The following is a 24,104-nucleotide window of genomic DNA, read 5'->3' as shown; positions in this document are numbered from 1 at the left end:
ATGAAAAGGCCCGAAAAGGAAGAGGTTGTCGCCAGGCTGACGGACAAGTTCCGTGAAGCCGACGCGATCATCCTCACCGAGTACCGCGGGCTCAGTGTTCCGCAGGTCGGCGACCTGCGGAACAGACTAGGCCGCGATACTTCCTACGCCGTGGCGAAGAACACGCTCGCCCGTATTGCAGCCGGAGAGGCCGGCATCGAGGGTCTCAATGAGATGCTCGCCGGTCCCTGCGCCATCACCTTCGTCAAGGGTGATTACGTCGAAGCTGCCAAGACGCTGCGTGATTTCGCCAAGGAGAACAAGGCACTGGTCATCAAGGGTGGCTTCATTGACGGAGCCGTCGTCGATGCCGATGCCATGAAGAAGATTGCGGATCTGGAATCTCGCGAGGTCCTGCTTTCCAAGATGGCGGGCGCGCTCAAGGGCACCATGTCCAAGGCCGCCAACCTCTTCGTCGCCATGCCCACCAAGGCTGTGCGTACGTTCGACGCACTGCGCGAGAAGCAGGAAAAGGCGGCGTGAGGCCAAGGGCCTCGGCCCTGACCCATGCAGCATGAAGAATATAAGGATGTTCGGTGACCGGTCGACCAGACAAACCGGTTGCCACAAATGAAAGGAAGCCATCATGGCTAAGCTCTCTGCTGATGAGCTCATTGACGCGTTCAAGGAAATGACCCTGGTCGAGCTGTCCGACTTCGTCAAGAAGTTCGAGGACGAGTTCGACGTTGAGGCCGCCGCCCCCGTGGCAGCCGTCGCCGCCGCCCCAGGTGCCGCCGCTCCGGCCGCTGAGGAGAAGACCGAGTTCGATGTCGTCCTCTCTGCCGTTGGCGACAAGAAGATCCAGGTCATCAAGGCCGTCCGTGCCATCACCAACCTGGGTCTGGCCGAGGCCAAGGCCCTGGTCGACGGTGCCCCCAAGCCCGTCCTGGAAGGTGCCAAGAAGGAGGACGCCGACAAGGCGAAGTCCCAGCTGGAAGAGGCCGGCGCCACCGTCGAGCTCAAGTGATTGCCGGCTCCTCCGGGAGCCGTCTGAACTGCTTAACCCCTTGTCATGGCATGCTCATGGCTTGGGGTTTTTACTTACCATGTGCTGCCTCTGAGAATCTGCCCAAGAGAGTACTGTGCGGATTCGTCCAAGCTCCTTTGGAGACGTATCGGACGGGCTGGATGCCTTCGATGATCCGCCGGTCTTGCCGCACACTTTGATTGTGGGTCTTGCAAACTCCATCCTGTCTGCTTTCGTCTTGTTGCCATCTTCCGCAGGCGATCCAAGTAGTGCCGGACATGAGCGGCTCCCTGACCTCCGCGTGGACGGTAACCAGGAATAGTAGTGATTGTTTCTGATTCAAATTGAATGTTAATGATTGAATATGTTACTATACCGCTGTGTGTTCGATTTCTGTCCTGATTTCACTGTTCAGGCAGATGATAAATGAGGAGTGCAATGACGCGCATGTTCGCCAATCAGTATTGGACCGTAACGCCAGGAGACCTGTCGGATCGGCGGCGTCCCCTTGATTCACCCGAAATATCGGATACTCCAGGTGAAGCGACTCCGATCATCATTGACCCGAGTCAGCCGCACCAGCCCTGGCTGGGTGCCGGGGCCGCCATCACCGATGCGGCAGCCTCGTTGATTTGGGGGAGCCAGTCCGAGGAACAACGCCACGCCATGTTGGACGACATGTTCAATCCTGAGCGGGCCGGTTTCTCGTGCATCCGCATCCCTCTGGGTTCCTGTGAACCCTCTTCTCAGCCCTACTATACGTATGACGACATCCCCTATGGGGACCATGACAGGGACCTGAAGCATTTCTCCTTGGGTGAGGGTGAGCCTGGAACGCCAGAAGCCACCAAGGATTTCAAGTACATCATTCCGGTGGTCAAGGAGATTCTCTCCATCAATCCGGCCGTGAGGATCATCGCCTCCCCCTGGAGCGCTCCAGCATGGATGAAGAACACTGGACATCTCTGCCAGGGCGGTCATCTTCGATTCAATGAGTGGACAGGCAACGGATACGATCCCCTGGAGGACTCCATCGAAGGTGTCTATGCCCGGTATTTCGCCAGGTATGTGGATGAGATGGAGGCTTTGGGGATTCCCATCTGGGCGGTCACTGTACAGAACGAACCATCCAATGCGGCTCCCTGGCCCGCCATGACCTGGACCCTTGCCCAACAGGCGGACTTCGCCCACAGGTTCCTGCGTCCGGCCTTGGATCTGAACCACCCGCAGCTAAAGATATTCATCAACGACGATTCCGGCCACTGCCTTACCGGCCCGGTCGACCAGGATGTCAGCCCAGCCCAGGCAGGTTCCATCGACGGCCTCACCCTTCATGTATATGACGATGATTACACCAGTCTTCCCAGGGCCACCAGGGTCTATCCCCAATGGATCTACGGGATGACCGAGCGTCGGTGCATGCTCGAAGAGACGCCCGAAGACGCGGCACACATCATGTCTGGAGTGATCGGCAACTGGCTGGTCCGAAACGGTGAATCCTTCATCACCCTCTGGAACATGGCCCTGGATGAGCGTGGCCTGCCCAACCAGATCGGTGCGGACGGTCGTCGAGGTGTCGTCACCATTGACCACACTACGGGCAAGGTCCGCCGTAACCTCGAGTACTTCATGCTCAGGGCCTTCGGCCAGGATGTGGAACCGGGTTCCACAGTCATCGAGTCCAGTAATTACACTCCCAACGGGTGGAGTGGAGGATTGGGTTCGGTGGCTTTCATGGCCCCCGATGGGTCCATCAGTGCGCACATTTACAATCCGACCGGTACTCCGATTCAGGCGGCCGTCACCGTCAATGGGTGGGGCAATCGCTGGCAGGTTGTCTCGGTCCCCGCCTGGGGGACGGTCACGATGCATCAGTCGGATAACCCGCGGATCAACAGGTCATCCGTTCCGGAAGACGAAGAGTTCGATTTGGATATCCGTGCTACCGACCTCATGGAGGACAAGGCTCCGGGCAAGTCCTGACAGGGATCGGGCGGTACGGCAGCCCTGGAAACCCATCGGCGGCAGTCTTGGATATGCGCGAAACGAGGTATAGATGAAGGAATTATGGACGATCACTTCAGGCGACCTGTCCCAACGGCGGCAACCCATGGAGGCCCCGGGTACGGTCGGCACCCCTGGTGAGGCCGTACCGGTGCAGGTGGATCCGACCCGGCAGTACCAGCTCTGGGAAGGCGCGGGGGCGGCCCTGACCGACTCCAGCGCTTACCTGTTCATGACCAGCATGAATGCCGAGCAGCGCAGCAAAATCCTGACCGAGATGTTCGACCCGGCTCAGGGGGGATTTTCCACCCTGCGTATCTGCATTGGTTCCTGCGACTTCTCCAGCCAGCGCTACTACTCCTATGATGACCTGCCTGAGGGTGTGGCGACCGATGCCGCTTTGAACCACTTCTCCATCGGTGAGGGGGAGCCCGGTGCTCCCGATGCCACCAAGGATATGAAGTACGTGGTGCCGGTCCTTCAGGAGATCATGGCCATCAATCCGGGTATCCGCATCCTGGCCTCGCCCTGGACCGCACCGGCATGGATGAAGAGCAGTAACCGGCTCGAGGGGGCAGGGCGGCTGCGTCTGGGTGAATACTGTGGCAACGGCTACCGGAACAGAGACAAGGTTGATTTCGTCTACGCCCAGTACTTCGTCAGGTTCATCGAGGCGTACCGTGATCTGGGTATTCCGATTGCAGCCGTGACCATACAAAACGAGCCCTCCAACAACCCAGGCTGGCCCATGACCACTTGGACTCCGGAGGAGCTCACACGCTGGGGGGTCGACTATCTGCGTCCGGCCCTGGACCGCAGCTTCCCTGATGTGGAGATTTTCTTCGGTGATGACGGGCTGAGGTTCTTTTCACGAGCCGTCAACGAATACATGACCCCAACCGAGTCGCTCAGCTTCGCCGGTGTTGCCTTCCATACCTATTCCGGGTTGCCCCAGTGGGTCTTCAACGGGACCCGCCAGTTCCCCCAGTGGAGGGGTGTCATGAGTGAACGCCGCTGCATGCTGGACGAAACCGTTGAAGAGGCCAGCCATGTCATGTTCGGTGAGATCGGTACAGGACTGGTCCGTCAAGGTGTAGGCATGATCGATCTGTGGAACCTGGCCCTGGACGAGCGTGGCCTGCCCAGCTGGGCCAAGACTCTGGGGCGTCGCGGTGTCATCACGATTGATTCGGGGACCGGCAAGGTCAAGAGGAACCTGGAGTACTACATGCTGCGCAACTATGGCCAGGATGTGCCGGTGGGCGCCCGCAGGGCTGCCTCCACATCGTACACGGTCGATGGGCGCAGGGGTGGACTTGGCTCGGTGGCCTTCGTCCGTGGGAGTGATGAAATCAGTGTCATCCTCTACAATCCGACCGGTGCCCCCATACAGGCGGCGTTGGGCATCAATGGCGAAGGGGCCAAGTGGAGGCTGGTTGAGGTGCCCGCCTACGGTACGGTTTCCTACCACCGGGTTCCCGACGATCGGATCAATACCTCCACGGTTCCTGAGGATGAGGACTTCAAAATCTACATGACCCCCCATCCGGCCGATGACAAGGATGAGGCTGATCTCTGATCGGGTTTCTTTAATTAGAGTCGGTTGGCCGTACGGCCGCATCGGTTCCGCCCGGTACCCTTCGGGGTCCCGGGCGGAACCCATTGTTTCCGGGGCTGGTCATGGCTGTGCATCTCTTCAGGTAACCTGGCTGGGGGCGAATCAGATTCAGGAACAATGCCGCTGCTGTTTATGGAAGTACCAGACCATGCGGTGATGTGCCGGTTATCAGTCGATTCAGGGGGCAATCATACCGATTTCAGGGTTTCATGACACAATAGCGATAGTACTGTGTGATTGCGACTGCAGATTTGGAGGTCCATAGCGTGAGTGACGGTCAAAGACCAAAGCTGGAGTGGATAATCAAGGTCAATGGGGTGGAGAAAACCAGGTTGGAGCCCGGCCAGACCATTGAAATCGGTCGCAAACCCCTGAGGCCACTCAGTGATGACGGCAGGCGCCGTCTGGATGTCCCTGATGACACCAAGTCCATGTCCAAGCGCCATGCCCTCTTCACCTTCGACAAGGAGGGGTCCGCCACCCTGCGTGACATGGGTTCCACCAACGGGTCCTACATGGTCCAGGCCGATGGGTCCCTGGTCCGGCTGCCCTCCCAATCGGCCTTCCTCCTGCCGGGATCTTCGGTACGTTTTCAGTTCGGCGATGTGCCGGTGGACTTCATCCAGGTCGAAGCACCGACCCAGAAGGAGGCCAAGCCGGGTCAGCAGGTTCCCGACCTCTTCTCCTACGCCCGTGACCGTAAGGAGCCGGTGGAACCTGATGCCGCCGGCATGTCGGTGGATGACATCCTGGACATGAGGGCAGGTGAGCCTACCGGCATATTCCGGGCCGATGGTGTCCGGAACCGGGTCAGTGCCCTCCATGACATGGCCCTGGGGGAGGGGCAGGCCGAAGCCGGGACCCCGCAGGTGCCGGTGCAGGAAGCGCAGACACCGGTACAAGAAGTTCGGCCTGCAGAAGCACAACCTCAGCCTCGTGTCCAGCCTCAATCCCAACCTCAGTCCCAGTCTCGGCAGCTGCTTCAGGCCCAGGCTCCGGCTCAGTCCCGACAGCAGTCTCAGAATCGGGATCAGGCTCAATCCCAGCCTCAACAGCAGTCTCAGGTTCAAGGTCCTGCCCAGGCAGACGTTCCCGACCAACAGCAGGTGCCGCCCCAATCCGGGCAGGCCAGCCAGCAGATGGGTGGTCTGCCGGTGCAACCGGTCCTGGCCCAGGTCGTGGAAGGGGAGGGACGGCACTCCGTTCAGCGCAACCTGTTTGACGATGCCAGAAACTCCCGGACCGCCAAGGCGGATGCCCAAGGCCAGGACAGACCTGCCATGGTGCAACCTCAGGCCCAACCGCAGCCAGTACAGTCTCAGTCTGCAGCCCGGTCTCAGTCTCAGGCATCCGGACGGCAACCTACCCAGAAGGGATCATTCCAGCCCCTCGGGGCCGTCGAGCTGGCCCGTCAGGCCCAGCAGGATCGGGAGGCTGCGGGTGAACGCCAGGCAGCCGCAGTCGGTCAGACCGGCGATGAACCGACCTACCGACCGGCCTTTGAGCCGGGATCCGTCTTCGAACGGGTCTCCAAGGGGGACTACGGCAGTCAGGAGAAGGCCATCGAGGTGGACGGCATGAGCTCGGACGATGCCAAGCGCACCTCCGATTTCGCCCTTCAGTTCGAGATGGCCAAGCATCCTCAACTGCTGCCCTTCCTGGCCATGAATCCAGCCCTGTACGATGACCTCTATGCCTGGTTGTCGGCCCAGGGCAACGAGGACATCGATGCGGCCCTACAGGGCAACGAAGGCTACCACGAGTATCTGAATGCCACCGGGAAGTGAGTCTAGGAATGAGCGAACGGATAGTGAACAGTGACGAGGCGAGCCAGGTGCGGGGTGGTGCAGGCATGAACCAGGGGGGCGACCAGTCCGGGCCAGCCCAGGAATCCGGCCAGGAGAATTCCGGTATGTCGCCCCTGGACCGCATCAGGTCATGGCGGCAGTCATATCAGAGCCAGTCCGGGGTCACCCCCCTGGAGAACGTGGCCCAGCTGGCGGCGCAGATGGATCTGACCCATGCCCATCCCTCGGGGATCGCCCAGTTGTTCGCCAGTGGACAGGTTCATCTGGACGCCCTCTTCCGCGACCGTGGCATGCTTCGTGCGGCCCATCGGCGTCTGGAGCGGGTGCTTGATGACCAGGCTGCCAAGGAACGCACCAGCGGTTGCGCCCAACTTTCCCTGGTGGTGGGTGTGGCGGCCTGGCAGGGCAAGGCCATGCCGGTCCTCATGTATCCTGTTCACATCGACGAAGGACGGGAGGGGGCATCCCGTGCCTCGATCAGTTTTACCGGGAAGGTCGACCTGAACCCGGTCTTCATCTCGGCCATGCGGGAGAGGGGAATCGGACTGGATGCCTCCCGTCTCTTCTCCGCCTCCCACTACCAGGGCGGTACCCCTGAGACATCCTCCCTCTTCAAGGACATGACCGATCTGGTTACGCCCCGGATCAGTGATTTCACCATTGAGCGCAAGATCGTCCTGGGATGCTTCATCGAGCCCTCGGCCCAGCTGCTGGGGGAGAGCCTGACCATCCTGGACAGGATCGAGGCCGGTCCGACCGGCAATGACCTCCTGGATGCCATGGCCGGAGACCAGGAGGCCTCCGAACGACTCAAGGGTGGGCCCGTGCCCGATTACAGCCCCTTCGATGCCGATCCCCACAGCGAATTCGAGGCCGGAGATGTTGGGAACCAGGTCAGGTATGCCGCCCAACTGGTGGGTTCCGGCCACAGCGTCTTCCTGGATGAGCAGACCGGTCGGGAGAGCGCTGATGATGCCCTGGCCATCGCCGCCCGCTGTGTCGCCGCGGGCCGGACGGTCCTTTATGTGCCCTGTGTGGTCGAGCAGAAGCGACGGTTCCAGCGGCGGCTCGAAGCCAACGGCATGACCGATATGGCCCTGGACCTGACCGACGGTCAGCTCAGCCAGGACCTGGATCGCCGTCTGATCGATGCGGTCGGTTTCAAACCCGGCAAGGCCACCGAGCACTTCGACCAGGTGGCCGATGAGCTGGTGGGGGTTCGCACGCGCCTGACCCGGTATCTGGGCGACCTGCACGGTATGGATACGGGTTGGGGGGTCTCGGCCTATCAGACCATCCAGAACCTGGCCCAGATAGCCAACCTGCCCACTCATCCCGCCACCAGGGTTCGCCTGACTCCGGCTGCGGCCCACTCCCTCCAGGCACAGATGGACGTCTGGGGAGAGAAGCTGGAGCGCGCGGCCCAGCTGGGTGAGTTCACCATCGGGCCCGACGACACCCCCTGGTTCGGTGCCACCCTGACCAGCGAGAACGAGGCCGTCGATGCCTACGCCAGGGTCGTCCGTCTTCTGCAGCGACTCCTGCCCGCCACCCGGGAACAGGTCAAGTCCACCGTGGAGACCTGCGGCTTCCCGGTGCCGGCGACGGTCCGGGACTGGGGCAAGCAGGTGGTTGTCCTGAAGAACCTCCGGCGCGTTCTCGACGTCTTCCAGCCGGCCATCTTCGAGCGTGACATCCCGGCCATGATCGAGGCCACCAAGCCCAAGGCGGAACGGAAGTCCAAGGGGACCAACCTGGGCTTCTGGGAGCGTCGTCGTCTGGTCAAGGAGGCCAAGAGCCTGTTCAGGCCGGGCGCCCAGGTCGAGGACCTGCACGAGGCCCTCCAGGTGGTGGCCAGGCAGGCCGAGCAGTGGCGCGCCTTCGTCCCCCACGGCGGCTGGCCCGTCCTCCCGCCCAAGCTGGATACGATCATCGACACACAGGATGCCATGGTCCAGGACATGACCGCCCTGGACACGGTCCTGATTACCACACCGAGTGGTGGCGACCTGGAGATCATGGACTTCAACAGGGTGGAGGAGCGGCTCAAGGCCCTCTTCGACGACCACCTGGCCCTGGAGACACTGCCGGAGCGTTGCTCCCTGGAGAGGGAGTTCACGGAGGCTGGCCTGAATGAATTGATTCAGGACCTCCGCGCCAGGCAGGTGGATCGTGGAGCCGTCCGCGGCGAGCTGGAGCTGGCCTGGTGGACCACGGTATTCGATGACATCATGCGTTCCTCCCGGATCATCTCCAACCAGGATGGTTCGGCACTGTCCAATGCGGCCGACCGGTTCAACCAGGTCGATGCCCAGCATGTGGCCAGCGTCGGCCCCATGGTGGCCCAGGAAAGCGTAAAACGGCTGTCGGAGCTACTCTTCTCCCACACCCAGGAGGCCAACCAGCTCCACACCATGTTGGCCGGTAATCCCGGTGCCTCCTTCTCGGTCTTCCAGCAGGCCCATCCGGGGATCCTGGGGGCCGCCAAGCCCATTATCATCGCCACGCCCGCCACACTGGCCACCCGGACCGATCCGGTTCAGATGGCCGATACGGTCATCATTGATGCCGGGGCCCACATGCCCTCCATCCAGGTCCTGACCGCCCTGGACAGGGCCAGGCAGGTGGCGGTCATCGCCCACCGTCCGACCATCACCTCGGAGGGGCTTCTGCAGCTGGTTGACAAGCTTGTTCCGGTCCAAGCGCCCGCACGCCCGTCCAGGCGCAGTCCCCTTCTGTCCGACTTCCTCCAGGGGCATGGGTATGGGGGTCTTCCCTCCCCCTTGCCCTGCAATCGGTCCTGCGGCCGGGTTCGGTTGACCAGGGTCCAGGGCACAGGTGTGCCGGTCATGTCGACCGGTCTGGTTGAATCCAACCAGCAGGAGGTCACGGCCGTGGTCGACCTGCTCCGGCAGCGGGCGGCTTCCTTCTCCATCGTTCCCGCCTCCTACATCCTGACCGTCGTGACCCTTTCCTCCACCCACCGTTCCCGGCTGGGGGCCGAATTGAAGGCCGCGGCCGCCAAGGATCAGGTCTTTGGCAAGTTCCTGCGGCATGTGCGCATCATCGGGATTGATGAGGTCTGTGGGGCCAGGGCCACGGATGTGATTGTGACCATGGGCTTCGCCAAGACCTCCCATGGCCGTCTCCTCCAGCAGTTCGGCGAGTTGGAAGGTGAGGGTGGCAGCGGCATGCTCCTGGATGCCCTGGCCCTGAGCGACCGTCATCTGGATATCGTCACCACCTTTGCAGCCCAGGACCTGGAGGATGACCGCCTCCATCAGCCCGGCCCCAAGCTCCTGAAAGAGCTCCTGACCTGGGTCGAGGGCCTGGGCGAGGAGGAACCTCAGCCCGGCTCCGTCCCGGAATCCACCAACGTCCTCTTCCGCGACCTGGCCCAGCGGCTGCGTTCACGCGGGCTGGATGTGGCCGTTGATTATGGGTATGAGGATTCGCCCAAGATTCCCCTGGTGGTCGGTCTCAAGGACAAGCCTTACACCCTGGCCGTCCTGACCGATGACGTGGAGTTCATGCACACCCAGTCCACCCGCGAGCGTCACCGCTTCAATACGGAGAACCTGCAGGGTCTGGGCTGGTCCGTCATGACGGTCTGGAGCGTCTCCACCTTTGTCAACCCGGACAAGGAGGCGGACCGCATCGTCGCCCGCCTGGCCGACATCTACCAGCAGGCGCACTGATGACCAATGTGGAAGAGTCCGACCGCCCGCGTCGCCATCATCGGGTGGTGCGCAGGGGGACGGAGCGGTTCGAAGTCGACGGGACCTTCATGGACCCCCAGGACAGACAGACCGAGGTGGACCGCCAGGGCGAGGATGACCAGCGTATTCTGGGTGAACTTCCTCCCCATTGGGGTCTCTTCCCGGCTGAGCGCAAGAACTGAATTCCGGAGCAGAATTGAGCTGCTCCGGCAAGGGCCAACTCCTGGGGGAGGGGGTTGAATTCCGGAAAGTGGTAAAACCCTGATGAGTGGATCTTCCCCCCCCCCCAGAACCAAGAGACCCCATCTGCAGTCGGATGTTACGTCTGCAGATGGGGTCTTGCCGAAGTCAGGCCCTGTATGGACCGGGTGAAGTGTCTCGGCCCTCTCCCTATGGTTCACTGGTTCTGGTCAGGATGGTCGGCGACGTGCTCTCCCTGGCCTTCGTCGGTCCGGGTCGAATGGATGTCGGCGGCGATTTGCTGAAGGAGCTGCAGGGTCTGGTCCTCGGTGGAGGGGGCTCCGGGTTCTTCCTTGACACCGGAGGCCGCCCTGCTGATCTGCCGAAGCTTGTTGATCGGCATGATGATGCAGAAGTAGACGGCCAGGGCGATCAGGAAGAAGTTCAGCAGGGCCGTCAGAACCGCACCGAAGGAGATGGTGGCATGCCTGTAGGTGATGTTCAGCAGCCCTGACAGGTCGGGTTTGCCGAAGATCATGGCGATCAGCGGGCTGATTAGGTTGTTCACGATGGAATTGACAATGGCGGTCACGGCGGAACCCATGACCACGCCGACCGCCATGTCGATCATCGACCCGCGAGAGATGAACTGCTTGAACTCTCCCGCTACGCCCTTATTGCTGGCCTCAGAGATCTTTTTGGCCGCCTGGCTGGTTTCTTTGACCGCAAAATGATTGACTGAATCCATGACTTCTCCCTCCGTATCCTCTACCGGGTACAAAGCACATGTCTGTATCCCTAACCCCATTATCGGCGACATGTGACTTGAGGCTGTGTTTATACCGCCCGGAGGGTGTCGATTGCCCATCAGGCAGCTCCTGGGCGCCATCCTTCAGATGGACGGCGATCAGGGGGACTGACGGGTCCATGGATAGAACCCTGACTGCATCATCTGGGTCCAGGGCCATGGTGACCAGGGGGCCTCCCTGATCGGGTGCGCGCATGCCCGGACCTGAGGCCGTCGTGGGCTTGGGTTTCCGCGGGAGGTCGAGGACCAGGGCCTTCCCGGCCAGAAGACATGACCCGGCGGCACCTGTCTCTTCGGCAGGGAAGATGTCCGGGCTGCCGAAGTCATGGTCGTGTAGGTATGAACCGGGCTGTGGGTGGCGGACAAGGTTCGACGGGACCGGTTCCGCGGTCTGGCAGCCGTGGGGTGCCAGCAGTCTGACCTGATCTCCCGGGCTCAGGGAGTCGATGCTGCTGGCCAGGTGAAGGCCTACGGAGGTGGTTCCGGGAGGTTCCCGGGGGCGACTGGTCATCATGACATCCAGGAGTGGCCGGTCCCGGGTGACCGATACCCGGGTGACATGTCCCAGGACCTGGTCAGGGGTGGTGAATGCACCCGGCAGGTCAGGGGAACCGGTCATGGTCCTGATCGAGACCATGGATGCGGTGATGGCATCACCCCGGGCTATGTCTGTGGATGCGACCAGGATCTGCCGGTGCCCGGCCATGGCCGCCGGAATCTGTAGGATGAGGAAGACCGCCAGCCCCAGGCAGAGCGAGGCCCCCAGTCGCCGCATCCTATGGATGTTCCGTCGGGCGGCCAGTTGGTTGCCCCCATGGCCACGTGAGAGGGGGGCCTTCAGGAAATGAAAATCAGCCATGGACCCAGCCTGCCAGGGAATTCCCTGAGCTGCCGGGCTCCATGGCCGATGTGGTCAAGTGTGGCGGAAGTACTTACTTGCCGGACTTGGAGGAGCTTGAAGCCCCATCCGTGCGGTAGAAACCGTGCCCCTTGAACTCGATGGGAACGGCGGAGAAGACCTTGCGTACCTGTTCCTGCTCGCATTTGGGGCAGATGGTGATGGGGGCGTCATCGAAGGACTGCTCCTCGGTAAAGTCGTAGCCGCAGTTCTTGCAACGGTAATGATAGGTAGGCACCGTTCTTTCCCTCCGCTGGTAATCGTTCTCTGTACGGGTCTGGTCAACACCCATATCCTAGCGGTACTGGTGACCTTAGGCAGTGAGTGTGACCTCGTAAGACCCAATTATGACCCCGAAGGCCCCTGATGTGACCGGCCTGCCGCTATAAGCGTGAATCCGCCGGGGGTCAGGACGGCGTCGACGGGCAGGTCGTGAGGCTGGCGGGGGAGGGGGTCTGCGGTCAGTTCGTCCTCCCAACAGATGCCCACCACCAGGGCCCCAGGTTCCCTCTTCGTCAGGGCCCGGTCGTACCAACCCCCGCCACGTCCCAGTCGGGTCCCCCTCAGGTCTATGGAGAGGGCGGGAACCAGGATCAGGTCCGCCCCGGACAGGCTTTCGGCAGGCAGGCTGGCACCTTCGGGTTCATCAGGACGCCAGCCGCCGATGGTTTCCCTCCGGTTCAGATCGGCCGGGGCATCCATACGGCCCCACCCGACTTCCATGCCCGCTCCAAGTTTGGGGATGAGCACTCGATAGCCACGATCCAGGAGGGTCCTGAGCAGGTCGTCCATGGGTACCTCGCCCCGGATGGACGAGAAAGCGGCCGCAATCGGGATGCAGCTCCTGTCATGCGGAACGACCGGGAGGACCGAGTCGCGCAGGTGCACAGCCAGGGTCCGTCCAGCGGTACGCAGCCGGCCATCACCGATCCGTCGCCGCTCTGCCAGAAGGCGTGTGCGCAGGGCCGTCTTGCCCCTTTCGCTCTCTTCCCTGGTCCCATCAAAGGGTGTTCGGGCGCTCGCATCCGTCACATCCGGGTTTGGTCCCTGTCTGGTGGGCATGTCCCTCCTGTCCTGTGTCGGCGGCGCTCGGCCGGAAAAAAGTCATACCACCGTTGTATCAGGGAATTCCTACGGCCCTGTAATGTTCCGACGCGGTAATGGTTCTTGTTGTGCGGGGAGGGGAGGGTATCGCAATGCCCCAGGTCGGGCCTGTGCGGCCCGGGCGTTCTCTTCGAGGGGTGTCAGCGCGCGTCTCGATTCCGCAGGAGGAAGGATTGGGGGGGGGGGGGATGATTCCGACCAGTATGCCGAAGTGTCGACCTTCGCCCCTGAAGGGGGATTGCAGGCGAGTCCGGGGCGATTCGGTGGGTGAATGGTGAGACCATTGAGGTATGTCCGTCCTACAGTCCCTGCGTGATGCCTGGTATGGTGCCCAGTCCCATGGCCAGGGTTCCCATGCCCTGGCCCTTCCCGATCGGCTGATTCCACCTCCCGGGCATGGGGATTTCTGTCTGAGGCCCATCCGCGAGGGCGATCAGGAGGAGTGGAACAGGGTGCGGTGGGATAACCGGGACTGGCTCTCGCCCTGGGATTCCGGCGACCCCATGCATGGCCCCGGCATGACCTACGCCCAATGGATGCGCTCTCTTGAATGGTCCAGGCGTGAGGGGGACTCAGCCCTCTTTCTGATGGAGTTCCAGGCCGGTCTGATTGGTCAGATATCCCTGGGGGCGATTTGCTACGGGTCCATGAGGACGGCCACGGTGGGCTACTGGGTCGCCAAGGATTGGGTCGGCCATGGTTTCGCCCCCCTCTCCCTGGCCCTCCTGGCGGACTGGGCCTTCCGGGCCGAAACCGGCCCCCACCTGCACCGCCTGGAGGTGGCCATTCTGCCTGAAAACCAACGGTCCCTGTCCGTGGTCCGCAAGGTGGGGCTGGAGCCGGAAGGGCTGCGCAGGAAGTACATGTACGTCAATGGGGCTTGGCGGGACCATCTGACCTTCAGCCTCCTGACCGACGATTTCGACCCGGGGATTTTGAACAGACTTTAGGGCTGTTCGGTCCTGGTTCCGTCAGCGGGTCCGGGAGGGTACAGGGCCGACACGCTTGGACTCGCTGTTTATTTGGGGCATGCCGTCAACTATCGTAGAGCCTATGGTTTATGAATCGCTCAGCAGCATCATTTTGTTGGTGATTGCAGCGATTCTGGTACTGGCCTGGTTGCCGGGGCGGACCGTCAGGGGTATGAAACGGGCCTCGGAACACCGCCAGGACAAGCTGTCCACCTCCCTCCACATGGTCGGAGGGCAGGATGGCATGCGGTTCGGCGATACGGGGTCACGAACAGTGAAAGGGTTGGTCATGCAGCAGAAGCAGCAGGACAAGGCCTCGCAGGATGAAGCTCGGCGGATTCGACGCGTTCGGCAGATGCGCCGGGAGGCGATTCGCAGGCGACGCATCCTGGTCGTCTCCCTGCTGGCGGTGACGGTGCTGGTTGCCGGATTCTCCTTCCCCATGGAATACAGCTTCTGGTTCATGCTCATCCCCCTGGCCCTGACGATTCTGGTCCTGGCTGCAGGAGCGCGCGCCTCGGCTCAGGCCCGTGCATGGGAGGTCAGACTGGCCCGACGCAGAGCCCGTCAGCGTCGTCAGCGCGCTGCCAGCCTGACGGCAGGGGTTGGTCGGTCTGGAGGGAAGTTCGCTGTCGGTGCGAACGATGCCAGGAGAGCCGCGGAAGCTCCTGCGGAGCCCGCAACGGATGTTCTGAACCAGCAGGAGATCGATCGGACCATTGCCCAGGCCAGGGAAGAGAAGCGTGTCGCCATGGATGCCCGCCATCGCAGGGCAGCCGCCGACAAGGCCGCGAAGACCAGAACCGGTGCAGATGGCGAGGCCAAGGGCGTAAAGACCTCCTCGCAGGACCCCAAGTCAGTGGGCCATGCCAAGCGGTCGACCGTCAAGAATACCGCGGTCACCTCCGCCAAGAATGCATCCCGGTCCGCTCGGACAGGGACGAAGCAGAAGTCCGGGCAGGGGACCGAAGCCGGCAAGCCCATACAGAACAAAGGCAGGACCGGGACGGCCATCCCCGAGGGGAAGCGGCCAGAATCCAGGTCCAAGCTTGCGGCCCCTGCGGTCAGGGTAGAGCCCGAACAGGGCGAGGATGCCACCCACGAACTGGAGCGGATCAGTCCATCTCCTGCCCTGGATGCCTTTGAGATGGCCGCCTCCCAGGATCTGATCTCCTTCTCGCTCGGTTCCCCCCGCAACGGGGTGACCCTGAAGAGCGAGGGTCCACAGAGCCTGGAGATCAAGTCAACCCGACAGGTCTCCAAGGCCGAGCCGGTCAAGACCGATTCCGCCCGGGGGACCAGGGTGGACAGGCCCCGTGCAACTGCCGACCAGGGTCAGACCGATTCATCCGGGAAGGACCGGGGGGATCGGCCCAGTGACTTCCATCAGCGCGAGATCAAGGCCGACGTTGAGGCGCCCAAGCAGAGCTCGGACTCCCTGGCCATAGGTGTCGAGGCCATCCTGGCCCGGCGCCAGCCCTCCAAGCAGAGCTGATTTCCGGCACAGGCATCGCCACTGTTCACTGTCGGCATTAGCACTCAAGTTGGCAGAGTGCTAATTTCGCGCTACGATGACGAATAGCGCAAAGGAATGCGTGGTGAGTGTTCGTCAGCCTCTCATCGACGTTCCGGCGTGGGTTTATTGGCTGTTCTCACAGATGTAGGAGGTCCACAGTGTCGATTGCACTCACACCGTTGGAAGATAAGATCGTCATCAAGCAGGCTGAGGCGGAGACCAAGACCGCTTCGGGTCTGGTCATTCCGGATACCGCCAAGGAGAAGCCCCAGCAGGGCGAGGTCCTGGCCGCCGGACCCGGACGCCGTGACGACAAGGGTGAACGCATCCCCATGGATGTCAAGGTTGGTGACAAGGTCCTGTACTCCAAGTACGGCGGCACCGAGGTCACCTATGGTGGCGAGGATTACCTGATCGTGTCCGCACGCGACGTGCTGGCCATCCTCAAGTAAGTCGGTCCGAACGATTTTTGCTGGCCGGGGTCCCCAAGGGGCCCCGGCCTTCTTGTATCCGCGATGCCCTGCAGGTATGGTATGCGGACCAGAGGGGTATCGATAGGTGGTCCCGGAGTGTTTCCCGGCAGGTCCGGCCCGCTACCATGGTGGCCATGGCATACATGCATCGCTCCTCCCTTGATTCCCTGCCCGGCTACAAGCAGGGCAGGCCAGCCCCGGTGACGCCGGGTCTGAACCCCTATAAGATTTCCAGCAACGAGAACCCCTATCCACCCCTGGAGTCGGTCAGGCGGGCCGTGGCCGACCGTGCCTTGGTCCACCTGAACCGGTATCCGGATATGCGAGGCACGGCCCTGGTGGAGCGCCTGGCCCGTCTGCACCAGGTGGAGCCGGAGAACATCCAACTCGGTTGCGGGTCGACCGAGGTCATCACCCAGCTGGTCAATCTGGTGGCCGGCGAGGGCGACGAGGTGATCTACCCCTGGCGGAGCTTCGAGGCCTATCCCATCATCGTGACCGGTGCCGGGGCGACCTGTGTCCCCGTTCCCCTAAACGCCGAAGGCCGGCACGACATTGATGCCATGATCGCTGCCCTGACCGACCGGACCCGTCTGGTCATCGTCAACAACCCCAACAACCCGACGGGTACCTCGGTCTCCACGGATGAGGCCCTGCGTCTGCTTGAGGCTGTGCCCGAGGATGTCCTGGTCCTCTTCGATGAGGCATACTTCCAGTTCAACGATGACCCCGACCAGGCCATGGGGTTGCAACTCAGGCAGGAGCACCCCAACGCAGTCGTGGCCAGGACCTTCTCCAAGGCCTATGGGCTGGCCGGTCTACGGATCGGCTATGCCGTCGCCCCCGCCGAGGTGGTTCAGGGCCTGGGCAAGGTGGCGTTGCCATTCGGGGTCAGCGATGTGGCCCAGACGGCCGCCATGGTCAGCCTCGATGTGACCGACCAGCTGCAGGAGCGGGTGGATGGCATCGTGCGGGAACGTGCCAAGGTGGTCACCGCCCTGGAAGGACAGGGATGGAGGATTCCCTGCTCCCGGGCCAACTATGTCTGGCTGCCATTGGGGCAGGCCACCGACCCTGCCTATGAGCAATTCCAAGCCCAGGGCCTTTCGGTCAGAGCCTTCTCGGGTGAGGGCATCCGCATCACCATCGGCGAGGCCGAGGCCAATGACCGGGTCATCCGGGTCTGCGCCTCCCTCAGGGATCAGGGCCTGGCCCGGTGATCCGGTGAAGCCGGGGCGGTCAAGGGCGACCGCCCCGCATCACCCCGCCCCGCTACCGGACCGACCTTGAAGGCAGGATTCGCCCGGTCAACTGGAGCCGAATCACCGACGAGAAGGACCTTGAGGTCTGGAACCGCCTGATCTCCAACTTCCGGCTGCCCGAGAAGGTCCCCCTCGCCAAATGACCTCCTCGACAGGCTCTATGACCTGGAGATGGTCTATTCCGACCAGGTCTACCAGGTCTCCCCTTCGGCACGATGGTTTCGCCTTCGTCCATTACGATGCCAACAAGGCGCTGATGAACCGGGGCCACCCGGCTCGTTTTGGGGCGGACCGGACCGCGGTCGGCTCGGAGATCATGGCCGTCCTCTCCACGTCGGCCACCGAAAACCATGATTCCTTCTTCTGGTCCGGTTCCTCCTATGCCATGGGACACCCCGAGTCCACGGATGATGGCGACTGGGATTTCTGGGATCCTGCCCTCTGTGGTGATCTATGTGAGATGATGAACAATATACACAATATGTGGTGCTCGTTTTTTGTCCGTGTCCCATATATAGTAGTTGAGGCTCTTCGGCCCATGTGTCGGAGACAAACAGGATCGGACCCGGGGTTCCCGGTACCATCAGGAGGTCAAGTGTATGTCGGATATGGCGGAACCAGGCTCAGAGGGGACGCAGGACCGGGGGGAGACCAGCCCTCCCGAACTGGCTGCACTGGGGGAACGCATAGGATCGGTGGTCTACTTCTCCTCGGCCTCCCAGAACACGGCCAGGTTCATCGCCAACTGCCGTTTGGAGGATGAGGGGATCGACGTCTTCCGGATCCCCCTGCGGCCCAAGGAACCGGCCCTCAAGGTCCATCAGCCCTACATCCTGATGGTGCCGACCTACGGCGGGGGTTCGGCCAAGAAGGCCGTCATGCCGCAGATCAAGCGGTTCCTGAACGATCCGGGGAACCGGGCGGGCATCCGGGGGGTCATCGCCTCCGGCAACACCAACTTCGGTGATGCCTTCTGCATGGCAGGCGACATCATCTCCCGCAAGTGCCAGGTGCCCTTCCTCTACTACTTCGAGCTCATGGGCACCAAGGAGGATGAGGCCAAGGTCCGCAGCGGGGTGCTCGACTTCTTCCGCAACCATCCCGAATAAGGTCCACCGGCCCGGAGCCGAGGGACCAGGCAATCACGAGGACATCAAGACAGGACAATCCAGGAAAGGAAACCATGGGCGCCTACGACGACACTTCGCTCAGTTTGGACAAGACGGGGACCCGCGAGGGCCAGGACCGCGACCCGGCGCATGACTATCATGCGCTGAACGCCATGCTCAACCTCTACGACAAGGATGGCAGGATCCAGTTCGACAAGGACAAGGAGGCCGAGCGCCAGTATGTCATCCGCCATGTGGCGGCCAATACCATGACCTTCCCCTCCACGGCGGAGCGGATCGCCTATCTCCTGGACCACGAATACTACAGTCGGAAGGTCTTCGAGCGTTACACCCCCGAATTCCTGGATACGATCTTCGACCATGCCGCCAAGAGCGGATTCGAGTTCGACACCTTCCTGGGTGCCTTCAAGTTCTACACCTCCTATGCCCTGAAGAGCTTCGACGGCAAGCAGTACCTGGAGGACTTCCCCCAGCGCTCAGTGGCCGTGGCCCTGGAGCTGGCCGATGGTGATGAAGGTGCGGCCATCAAGTACACGGACGAGATCATCTCCGGCCGCTTCCAGCCCGCCACCCCCACCTTCCTCAACCTGGGAAAGGCCCAGAGGGGTGAGCCGGTCTCCTGTTTCCTGGTCCGTATCGAAGACAACATGGAGTCCATCTCCCGTGGCGTCAACGCAGCCCTCCAGCTCTCCAAGCGCGGCGGCGGCGTAGCCCTCCTCCTGAGCAACCTGCGCGAGATGGGCGCCCCCATCAAGCACATCGAAAACCAGTCCAGCGGTGTGGTGCCGGTCATGAAGCTCCTGGAGGACTCCTTCTCCTATGCCAACCAGCTGGGTGCCCGCCAGGGTGCCGGTGCGGTCTATCTTTCCGCCCATCATCCCGACATCATGCGCTTCCTGGACACCAAGCGGGAGAACGCCGACGAGAAGATCCGCATCAAGTCCCTGGCCCTGGGCGTGGTCATTCCCGACATCACCTTCGACCTGGCCAAGCAGAGGGCCCCCATGGCCCTCTTCTCCCCTTATGACGTGGAACGGGTCTACGGCAAGCCCTTTGCGGACATCTCCATCACCGAACACTACGAGGAGATGGTCAAGGACAAGCGGATCCACAAGAAGTACATCGATGCCCGGGACTTCTTCATGACCCTGGCCGAAATCCAGTTCGAGTCCGGTTATCCTTACATCCTCTTCGAGGACACGGTCAACAAGGCCAACCCGATCGACGGCCGGATCACCATGTCCAACCTCTGCTCCGAAATACTCCAGGTCCAGGAGCCGAGCACCTACAAGGAGAACCTGGACTACGATCACATCGGCCGTGACATCTCCTGCAACCTGGGCTCCCTGAACATCGCCAAGGCCATGGACGGCGGTCTTGCCGACACGGTCGAGACCACGGTGCGGGCCCTGACCTCAGTCGCCGACCACACCAGGATCGAGGCGGTCCCCTCCATCAAGCGGGGCAACGACGAGGGTCACGCCATCGGTCTGGGGCAGATGAACCTCCACGGCTTCCTGGCGCGCGAGGGTATCCACTACGGGTCCGAGGAGGGCCTGGACTTCACCGACATGTACTTCATGACGGTGGCCTACCACGCCTACAGAGCCTCCCACGATCTGGCCGTCGAGCGGGGCAAGGCCTTCGCATCCTTCGCCAAGTCGGACTATGCCAAGCCCGTCGGTCAGGGGAACTACTTCGACAAGTACACCGACGGACGCCGGTCCCTGGAGCCCAGGACCCAGCGGGTCAAAGAGCTCTTCGCCCGGTATGGGGTGCGGATTCCCACGGTCGAGGACTGGAAGGAGATTCAGACGGCCATCCTCAAGGACGGCATCTACAACCAGAACCTCCAGGCTGTACCGCCCACCGGGTCCATCTCCTACATCAACCACTCCACCAGCTCCATCCACCCGATTGCCTCCAAAATCGAGATCCGCAAGGAGGGGAAGATCGGGAGGGTCTACTATCCGGCCCCCTATATGACCAACGAGAACCTGGAATACTTCGAGGACGCCTACGAGATCGGCTGGCGGAAGATCGTCGACACCTATGCCGAGGCCACCCAGCATGTGGACCAGGGCCTCTCGCTGACCCTCTTCTTCCCCGACACGGCCACCACCCGGGACCTGAACAAGGCTCAGATCTATGCCTGGCGCAAAGGGATCAAGACCCTCTACTACATCCGCATCCGTCAGCAGGCCCTGGAGGGCACCGAGGTCGAGGGCTGCGTGAGCTGCATGCTCTGACCCCCCCCCCCCCACGCCCGGGCTGCCCGGCCCGACGCAATGACCGGTTTCGTCCCTTCCTGGTCGGGGCCGGTCACCCAGTTCCGGTCTTCCTTGTGGATTGTCCGATAGACTGGTCATCCCGGCCCGATGCCCGACCGACCGCGATTCAGGGCATCGGAATCATCGCATCATTGTGTAGAAGCAACCAGAGGACGAGCACGGACCCGTCCCCGCCCGAAAAAGGAGCATCATCATGGTCCCACCGATTTCCATCCCGCGTCAGCCCCTGAAGCTGATCGACCGGGTCTCCGCCATCAACTGGAACCGTCTGGAGGACGACAAGGACCTGGAGGTCTGGGACCGTCTGACCGGGAACTTCTGGCTGCCCGAGAAGGTTCCGGTCAGCAACGACCTGCCTTCCTGGCAGGCCATGACCGAGGAGGAGCACACGCTGACCATGCGTGTCTTCACCGGCCTGACCCTCCTGGACACCATCCAGGGCACGGTGGGTGCCGTCAGCCTGATCCCGGACGCCTTGACCCCTCACGAGGAGGCCGTCTACACCAACATCTCCTTCATGGAGTCGGTGCACGCCAAGTCCTACTCCTCCATCTTCTCCACCCTGGCCTCGACCCCCGAGATCGACGCGGCCTTCCAGTGGAGCGAGGAGAACGAGTTCCTCCAGCGCAAGGCGCAGATCGTCCTGGACTACTACGAGGGCGACAACCCCCTGAAACGCAAGGTGGCCTCGACCCTCCTGGAGTCCTTCCTCTTCTACTCGGGCTTCTACCTGCCCATGTACTTCTCCAGCCATGCCAAGCTGACCAACACGGCAGACCTGATCCGCCTGATCATCCGTGACGAGGCCGTGCACGGCTACTACATCGGCTACAAGTACCAGAAGGGCCTGGCCAAGGTCTCGGAGTCCGAGCGCCAGGCCATGAGCGACTACACCTACGAGCTCCTGGGCGACCTCTACGACAACGAGGTGGAGTACACCGAGAGTCTCTACTCCGGGGTGGGTCTGGTCGAGGATGTGGAGAAGTTCCTGCGCTACAACGGGAACAAGGCCCTGATGAACCTGGGCTACCCGGCCCTCTTCCCGTCTGACACCACCGATGTGAACCCGGCCATCATCGCCTCCCTGAGCCCCAACGCCGACGAGAACCACGACTTCTTCTCCGGTTCCGGGTCCTCCTACGTCATGGGCAAGGCCGTGGAGACCGACGACGACGATTGGGATTTCTGAGTCCTGAAGGGCGTGTCCGAAACGGCCTGCGACACGAGGTCGGCGGAACTTGCGCAAAAGAACAAAACGTGTCATTATAGGCAAGTTGCCGTACGGAACCTTGGTTCCAGTGCGGCATGGCGGATTTCCCAAGCGGTCAAAGGGAGCTGACTGTAAATCAGCCGCGTAATGCTTCAGTGGTTCGAATCCACTATCCGCCACGCCTCGGTAGCTCAGTGGCAGAGCACTTCCTTGGTAAGGAAGAGGTCGTGAGTCCGATTCTCACCCGAGGCTCTCTGGCGGGGTAGCTCAGCTGGCTAGAGCGTACGACTCATAATCGTAAGGTCAAGAGTTCGAGTCTCTTCCTCGCTACTGAGGCCGACATACGTCGGTCGCGCAACGACTATAGAGGTGAACCATGGCAAAAGCCGCAGATATCCGTCCTGGCATTACGCTGGCGTGCACCGAGTGCAAGGAGCGTAACTACATTACGACCAAGAACCGTCGTAACACTCCCGACCGTCTGGAGCTCAAGAAGTTCTGCCCCCGTTGTGGAAAGCACACCCTGCATCGCGAGACCCGCTGATCGGACAATTCTTATGAAGGGACCCGGCCCAATGGCCGGGTCCCTTTTGTTTGTGGTCTTGTCTTGATTCCGGCTTCAGCGGTTGTGAACCCGGCAAGGGGATGACGGTTTCAGCCCTGGTCCCGATAGGCCGTGGCGAAGGCCTGGTCCAGATCGGCCATCAGGTCGTCCGGGTTCTCCAAACCCACGGAGATCCGAATCAGGTCATCACCCACCCCGGCGCTGAGACGGAAGGGTCCGGGGACCTCACGGTGGGTGATCCGTGCCGGGTCCACTATCAGGGTCCGGCAGTCGCCGATGTTGGGCATGTATGCCATAAGGTGAACCGAGTCCACGATTCGCTTCACCTGGTCATAGCCACCCTGGACCGTGAAGGAGAGGATCGTGCCGACCCCCTTGGGGAGCAGGTCCGCCGCCAGACGGTCCTGCAGGTCGGTATCGCCCTGGTGCCTTCCCTCTGGTATGCCCGAGTAGTTGACTCCTTTCACCTGGGGGATGGTCAGGAGGTGACGGGCCAGGATTTCAGCGGTCTTGACCTGGGCGGCGACCCGCTGGGCCATGGTCTCCAGTCCTGTCAGCTGCAGGTAGGCGGTGAAGGGGCTCATGACCGCCCCGAAAGTGTGTAGGTACTTGGTGTGGACCCGGTGGAGGAAGGCCAGATCGCCGAAGGCATCCAGGAAGCTGACCATGGATCCGTGCCGTTCGTCGCTGATGATCAGTTCCGGCTGGCTCATCTGCGGGAAGCGGCCATTGCCCCAATCGAACCGTCCGGCGTCCACGACCACCCCGCCCAGGGCATTGCCGTGTCCGGTCACCCCCTTGGTGGTGGAGTGGACGACGATGTCGGCCCCGAAGTCGATCGGGTTGAACAGATACGGTGTGGGAACCGTATTGTCGATGATCAGGGCCACCCCATGCCGGTGGGCCAGGTCGGCCAGGCCGGGTATGTCGGCGATCGCTGTGGAGGGGTTGGACACGGACTCGGTGAAAATGGCCCGGGTCCCGTCCTGGATCAGGGATTCCACCTGGTCAAGGTCGTTGATGTCCTTCACGAAATCCGTCTCGATGCCGAAGTTGGGGAAGAAGGTCTTCATGGCGTCCACCGAGGTTCCATAGAGGTCGACCGGCGCAATCAGCCGTCCGCCGCCCTCGGCTGCGCAGAGGAGGGCCGAGGAGACGGCGGCCATCCCCGAGGCCATGGCCACGGCCCCCTTGCCGCCCTCCAGGCCGGCCAGACGGTCCTCCAGGACCTTGACCGTCGGATTGGCCAGGCGGGAGTAAGAGAAGCCTTCGATCTTGCCTGCGGCCAGGGCATCGCCCCGGTCGGCGGTGACCATGTCAAAGGCGGCCGACTGGTAGATGGGTACGCTGGCCGCGCCGCCACCCTGGCCCTGACAGTCGTAGCCGTCATGGACGGCTCTGGTTGCAAATCCTTGGCTCATGACGGCCAACTCCTCTGCTTGTTTGGGACCCTATTCAATCCACCATCAAACCCGGTTCCGGGTCCCCGGGCAACGCCTCTCCCATACGTGTTCTTTATGAGGCGTTATCAAGGACCGGGG

20 protein-coding genes and 3 tRNA genes are annotated in these 24,104 nt (G+C 62.1%); 18 read left to right on the top strand and 5 right to left on the bottom strand.

Annotated features, from left to right (window positions below):
• The 7 genes from rplJ (at window position 1) to AACP59_RS05585 (ending at window position 10,337) form a co-directional block, all read left to right on the top strand.
• Window positions 1-522 carry a 50S ribosomal protein L10 gene (rplJ, locus tag AACP59_RS05615; RefSeq protein WP_297316686.1) on the top strand — a complete coding sequence of 174 codons (522 nt, stop codon included), beginning with the start codon at window positions 1-3 and terminating at the stop codon, window positions 520-522.
• Between the two features lie 103 nt (window positions 523-625).
• Window positions 626-1,006 carry a 50S ribosomal protein L7/L12 gene (gene rplL / locus AACP59_RS05610; protein WP_297316685.1) on the top strand — a complete coding sequence of 127 codons (381 nt, stop codon included), beginning with the start codon at window positions 626-628 and terminating at the stop codon, window positions 1,004-1,006.
• 438 nt (window positions 1,007-1,444) lie between these two features.
• Entirely contained in the window at window positions 1,445-2,989 is a 1,545-nt protein-coding gene (locus AACP59_RS05605; RefSeq protein ID WP_339350253.1) for a glycoside hydrolase family 30 protein, read from the top strand.
• A gap of 73 nt (window positions 2,990-3,062) precedes the next feature.
• Window positions 3,063-4,589: a glycoside hydrolase family 30 protein gene (locus tag AACP59_RS05600; RefSeq protein ID WP_339350251.1), complete on the top strand. Its 1,527-nt coding sequence runs from the start codon at window positions 3,063-3,065 to the stop codon at window positions 4,587-4,589.
• A gap of 305 nt (window positions 4,590-4,894) precedes the next feature.
• Window positions 4,895-6,415, top strand: coding sequence for an FHA domain-containing protein (locus AACP59_RS05595; RefSeq protein WP_297316682.1), 1,521 nt, complete (start codon window positions 4,895-4,897; stop codon window positions 6,413-6,415).
• A gap of 125 nt (window positions 6,416-6,540) precedes the next feature.
• Complete coding sequence (locus tag AACP59_RS05590) at window positions 6,541-10,134, top strand: PDDEXK-like endonuclease domain-containing protein (RefSeq protein ID WP_339350417.1); 3,594 nt, start codon at window positions 6,541-6,543, stop codon at window positions 10,132-10,134.
• Window positions 10,134-10,337: a hypothetical protein gene (locus AACP59_RS05585; RefSeq protein ID WP_297316681.1), complete on the top strand. Its 204-nt coding sequence runs from the start codon at window positions 10,134-10,136 to the stop codon at window positions 10,335-10,337. Before AACP59_RS05590 ends, AACP59_RS05585 begins: the two co-directional genes overlap by 1 nt.
• 215 nt (window positions 10,338-10,552) lie before the next feature.
• On the opposite strand, the gene mscL is transcribed toward AACP59_RS05585, so the two are convergent.
• The 4 genes from mscL to AACP59_RS05565 form a co-directional block, all read right to left on the bottom strand.
• Window positions 10,553-11,083, bottom strand: coding sequence for a large conductance mechanosensitive channel protein MscL (mscL, locus tag AACP59_RS05580; protein ID WP_339350250.1), 531 nt, complete (start codon window positions 11,081-11,083; stop codon window positions 10,553-10,555).
• Window positions 11,022-12,002 (bottom strand): SAF domain-containing protein, encoded by a 981-nt coding sequence (locus tag AACP59_RS05575; protein WP_297316679.1) that lies wholly within the window; start codon window positions 12,000-12,002, stop codon window positions 11,022-11,024. The genes mscL and AACP59_RS05575 overlap by 62 nt, the downstream gene beginning before the upstream one ends.
• A gap of 73 nt (window positions 12,003-12,075) precedes the next feature.
• Window positions 12,076-12,279: an FmdB family zinc ribbon protein gene (locus tag AACP59_RS05570; protein WP_297316678.1), complete on the bottom strand. Its 204-nt coding sequence runs from the start codon at window positions 12,277-12,279 to the stop codon at window positions 12,076-12,078.
• A 107-nt stretch (window positions 12,280-12,386) separates the two neighbouring features.
• Window positions 12,387-13,103: a 5-formyltetrahydrofolate cyclo-ligase gene (locus tag AACP59_RS05565; RefSeq protein WP_297316677.1), complete on the bottom strand. Its 717-nt coding sequence runs from the start codon at window positions 13,101-13,103 to the stop codon at window positions 12,387-12,389.
• A gap of 332 nt (window positions 13,104-13,435) precedes the next feature.
• Here AACP59_RS05565 and AACP59_RS05560 point away from each other — a divergent pair, with 332 nt between their 5' ends.
• From AACP59_RS05560 to rpmG, 11 genes are all read left to right on the top strand, one after another.
• Complete coding sequence (locus AACP59_RS05560) at window positions 13,436-14,095, top strand: GNAT family N-acetyltransferase (RefSeq protein ID WP_297316676.1); 660 nt, start codon at window positions 13,436-13,438, stop codon at window positions 14,093-14,095.
• Between the two features lie 310 nt (window positions 14,096-14,405).
• Window positions 14,406-15,611, top strand: coding sequence for a hypothetical protein (locus tag AACP59_RS05555; RefSeq protein WP_339350246.1), 1,206 nt, complete (start codon window positions 14,406-14,408; stop codon window positions 15,609-15,611).
• 179 nt (window positions 15,612-15,790) lie between these two features.
• Entirely contained in the window at window positions 15,791-16,084 is a 294-nt protein-coding gene (groES, locus tag AACP59_RS05550) for a co-chaperone GroES (RefSeq protein ID WP_033490691.1), read from the top strand.
• Between the two features lie 155 nt (window positions 16,085-16,239).
• On the top strand, window positions 16,240-17,325 hold the full coding sequence (gene hisC / locus AACP59_RS05545) for a histidinol-phosphate transaminase (RefSeq protein ID WP_339350243.1): 1,086 nt from the start codon (window positions 16,240-16,242) through the stop codon (window positions 17,323-17,325).
• 650 nt (window positions 17,326-17,975) lie between these two features.
• Complete coding sequence (gene nrdI, locus AACP59_RS05540) at window positions 17,976-18,476, top strand: class Ib ribonucleoside-diphosphate reductase assembly flavoprotein NrdI (protein WP_339350416.1); 501 nt, start codon at window positions 17,976-17,978, stop codon at window positions 18,474-18,476.
• A 74-nt stretch (window positions 18,477-18,550) separates the two neighbouring features.
• On the top strand, window positions 18,551-20,746 hold the full coding sequence (gene nrdE / locus AACP59_RS05535; RefSeq protein ID WP_339350241.1) for a class 1b ribonucleoside-diphosphate reductase subunit alpha: 2,196 nt from the start codon (window positions 18,551-18,553) through the stop codon (window positions 20,744-20,746).
• A 235-nt stretch (window positions 20,747-20,981) separates the two neighbouring features.
• Window positions 20,982-21,977 carry a class 1b ribonucleoside-diphosphate reductase subunit beta gene (gene nrdF, locus AACP59_RS05530; protein WP_339350239.1) on the top strand — a complete coding sequence of 332 codons (996 nt, stop codon included), beginning with the start codon at window positions 20,982-20,984 and terminating at the stop codon, window positions 21,975-21,977.
• 118 nt (window positions 21,978-22,095) lie between these two features.
• Window positions 22,096-22,177, top strand: a tRNA-Tyr gene (locus AACP59_RS05525).
• Between the two features lies 1 nt (window position 22,178).
• Window positions 22,179-22,250 (top strand) — tRNA-Thr (locus tag AACP59_RS05520).
• A 4-nt stretch (window positions 22,251-22,254) separates the two neighbouring features.
• A tRNA-Met gene (locus AACP59_RS05515) sits at window positions 22,255-22,328 on the top strand.
• A gap of 46 nt (window positions 22,329-22,374) precedes the next feature.
• On the top strand, window positions 22,375-22,542 hold the full coding sequence (gene rpmG, locus AACP59_RS05510; protein ID WP_081830819.1) for a 50S ribosomal protein L33: 168 nt from the start codon (window positions 22,375-22,377) through the stop codon (window positions 22,540-22,542).
• Between the two features lie 110 nt (window positions 22,543-22,652).
• Here the strand turns inward: rpmG and AACP59_RS05505 are convergent, their stop codons facing one another.
• Window positions 22,653-23,984: an O-acetylhomoserine aminocarboxypropyltransferase/cysteine synthase family protein gene (locus AACP59_RS05505; protein WP_339350235.1), complete on the bottom strand. Its 1,332-nt coding sequence runs from the start codon at window positions 23,982-23,984 to the stop codon at window positions 22,653-22,655.
• Window positions 23,985-24,104 lie beyond the last annotated feature (120 nt).

It is taken from the genome of Bifidobacterium indicum, from assembly GCF_036987015.1.
GTDB classification, from domain to species: Bacteria; Actinomycetota; Actinomycetes; order Actinomycetales; family Bifidobacteriaceae; genus Bombiscardovia; species Bombiscardovia indica.
The sequence above is the reverse complement of the archived record's forward strand: the minus strand, read 5'-3'. Positions and strand labels throughout refer to the sequence as shown.

What these genes read in the sequence shown, in the direction of transcription:
- AACP59_RS05505 (WP_339350235.1), bottom strand. Translation starts at nt 23,984, where the DNA reads ATGAGCCAAGGATTTGCAACCAGAGCCGTCCATGACGGCTACGACTGT.
- rplL (WP_297316685.1), top strand. Translation starts at nt 626, where the DNA reads ATGGCTAAGCTCTCTGCTGATGAGCTCATTGACGCGTTCAAGGAAATG.
- AACP59_RS05600 (WP_339350251.1), top strand. Translation starts at nt 3,063, where the DNA reads ATGAAGGAATTATGGACGATCACTTCAGGCGACCTGTCCCAACGGCGG.
- rplJ (WP_297316686.1), top strand. Translation starts at nt 1, where the DNA reads ATGAAAAGGCCCGAAAAGGAAGAGGTTGTCGCCAGGCTGACGGACAAG.
- AACP59_RS05585 (WP_297316681.1), top strand. Translation starts at nt 10,134, where the DNA reads ATGACCAATGTGGAAGAGTCCGACCGCCCGCGTCGCCATCATCGGGTG.
- AACP59_RS05575 (WP_297316679.1), bottom strand. Translation starts at nt 12,002, where the DNA reads ATGGCTGATTTTCATTTCCTGAAGGCCCCCCTCTCACGTGGCCATGGG.
- AACP59_RS05605 (WP_339350253.1), top strand. Translation starts at nt 1,445, where the DNA reads ATGACGCGCATGTTCGCCAATCAGTATTGGACCGTAACGCCAGGAGAC.
- AACP59_RS05560 (WP_297316676.1), top strand. Translation starts at nt 13,436, where the DNA reads ATGTCCGTCCTACAGTCCCTGCGTGATGCCTGGTATGGTGCCCAGTCC.
- hisC (WP_339350243.1), top strand. Translation starts at nt 16,240, where the DNA reads ATGGCATACATGCATCGCTCCTCCCTTGATTCCCTGCCCGGCTACAAG.
- AACP59_RS05555 (WP_339350246.1), top strand. Translation starts at nt 14,406, where the DNA reads ATGCAGCAGAAGCAGCAGGACAAGGCCTCGCAGGATGAAGCTCGGCGG.
- nrdI (WP_339350416.1), top strand. Translation starts at nt 17,976, where the DNA reads ATGGCGGAACCAGGCTCAGAGGGGACGCAGGACCGGGGGGAGACCAGC.
- AACP59_RS05590 (WP_339350417.1), top strand. Translation starts at nt 6,541, where the DNA reads ATGTCGCCCCTGGACCGCATCAGGTCATGGCGGCAGTCATATCAGAGC.
- nrdF (WP_339350239.1), top strand. Translation starts at nt 20,982, where the DNA reads ATGGTCCCACCGATTTCCATCCCGCGTCAGCCCCTGAAGCTGATCGAC.
- rpmG (WP_081830819.1), top strand. Translation starts at nt 22,375, where the DNA reads ATGGCAAAAGCCGCAGATATCCGTCCTGGCATTACGCTGGCGTGCACC.
- nrdE (WP_339350241.1), top strand. Translation starts at nt 18,551, where the DNA reads ATGGGCGCCTACGACGACACTTCGCTCAGTTTGGACAAGACGGGGACC.
- AACP59_RS05565 (WP_297316677.1), bottom strand. Translation starts at nt 13,103, where the DNA reads ATGCCCACCAGACAGGGACCAAACCCGGATGTGACGGATGCGAGCGCC.
- mscL (WP_339350250.1), bottom strand. Translation starts at nt 11,083, where the DNA reads ATGGATTCAGTCAATCATTTTGCGGTCAAAGAAACCAGCCAGGCGGCC.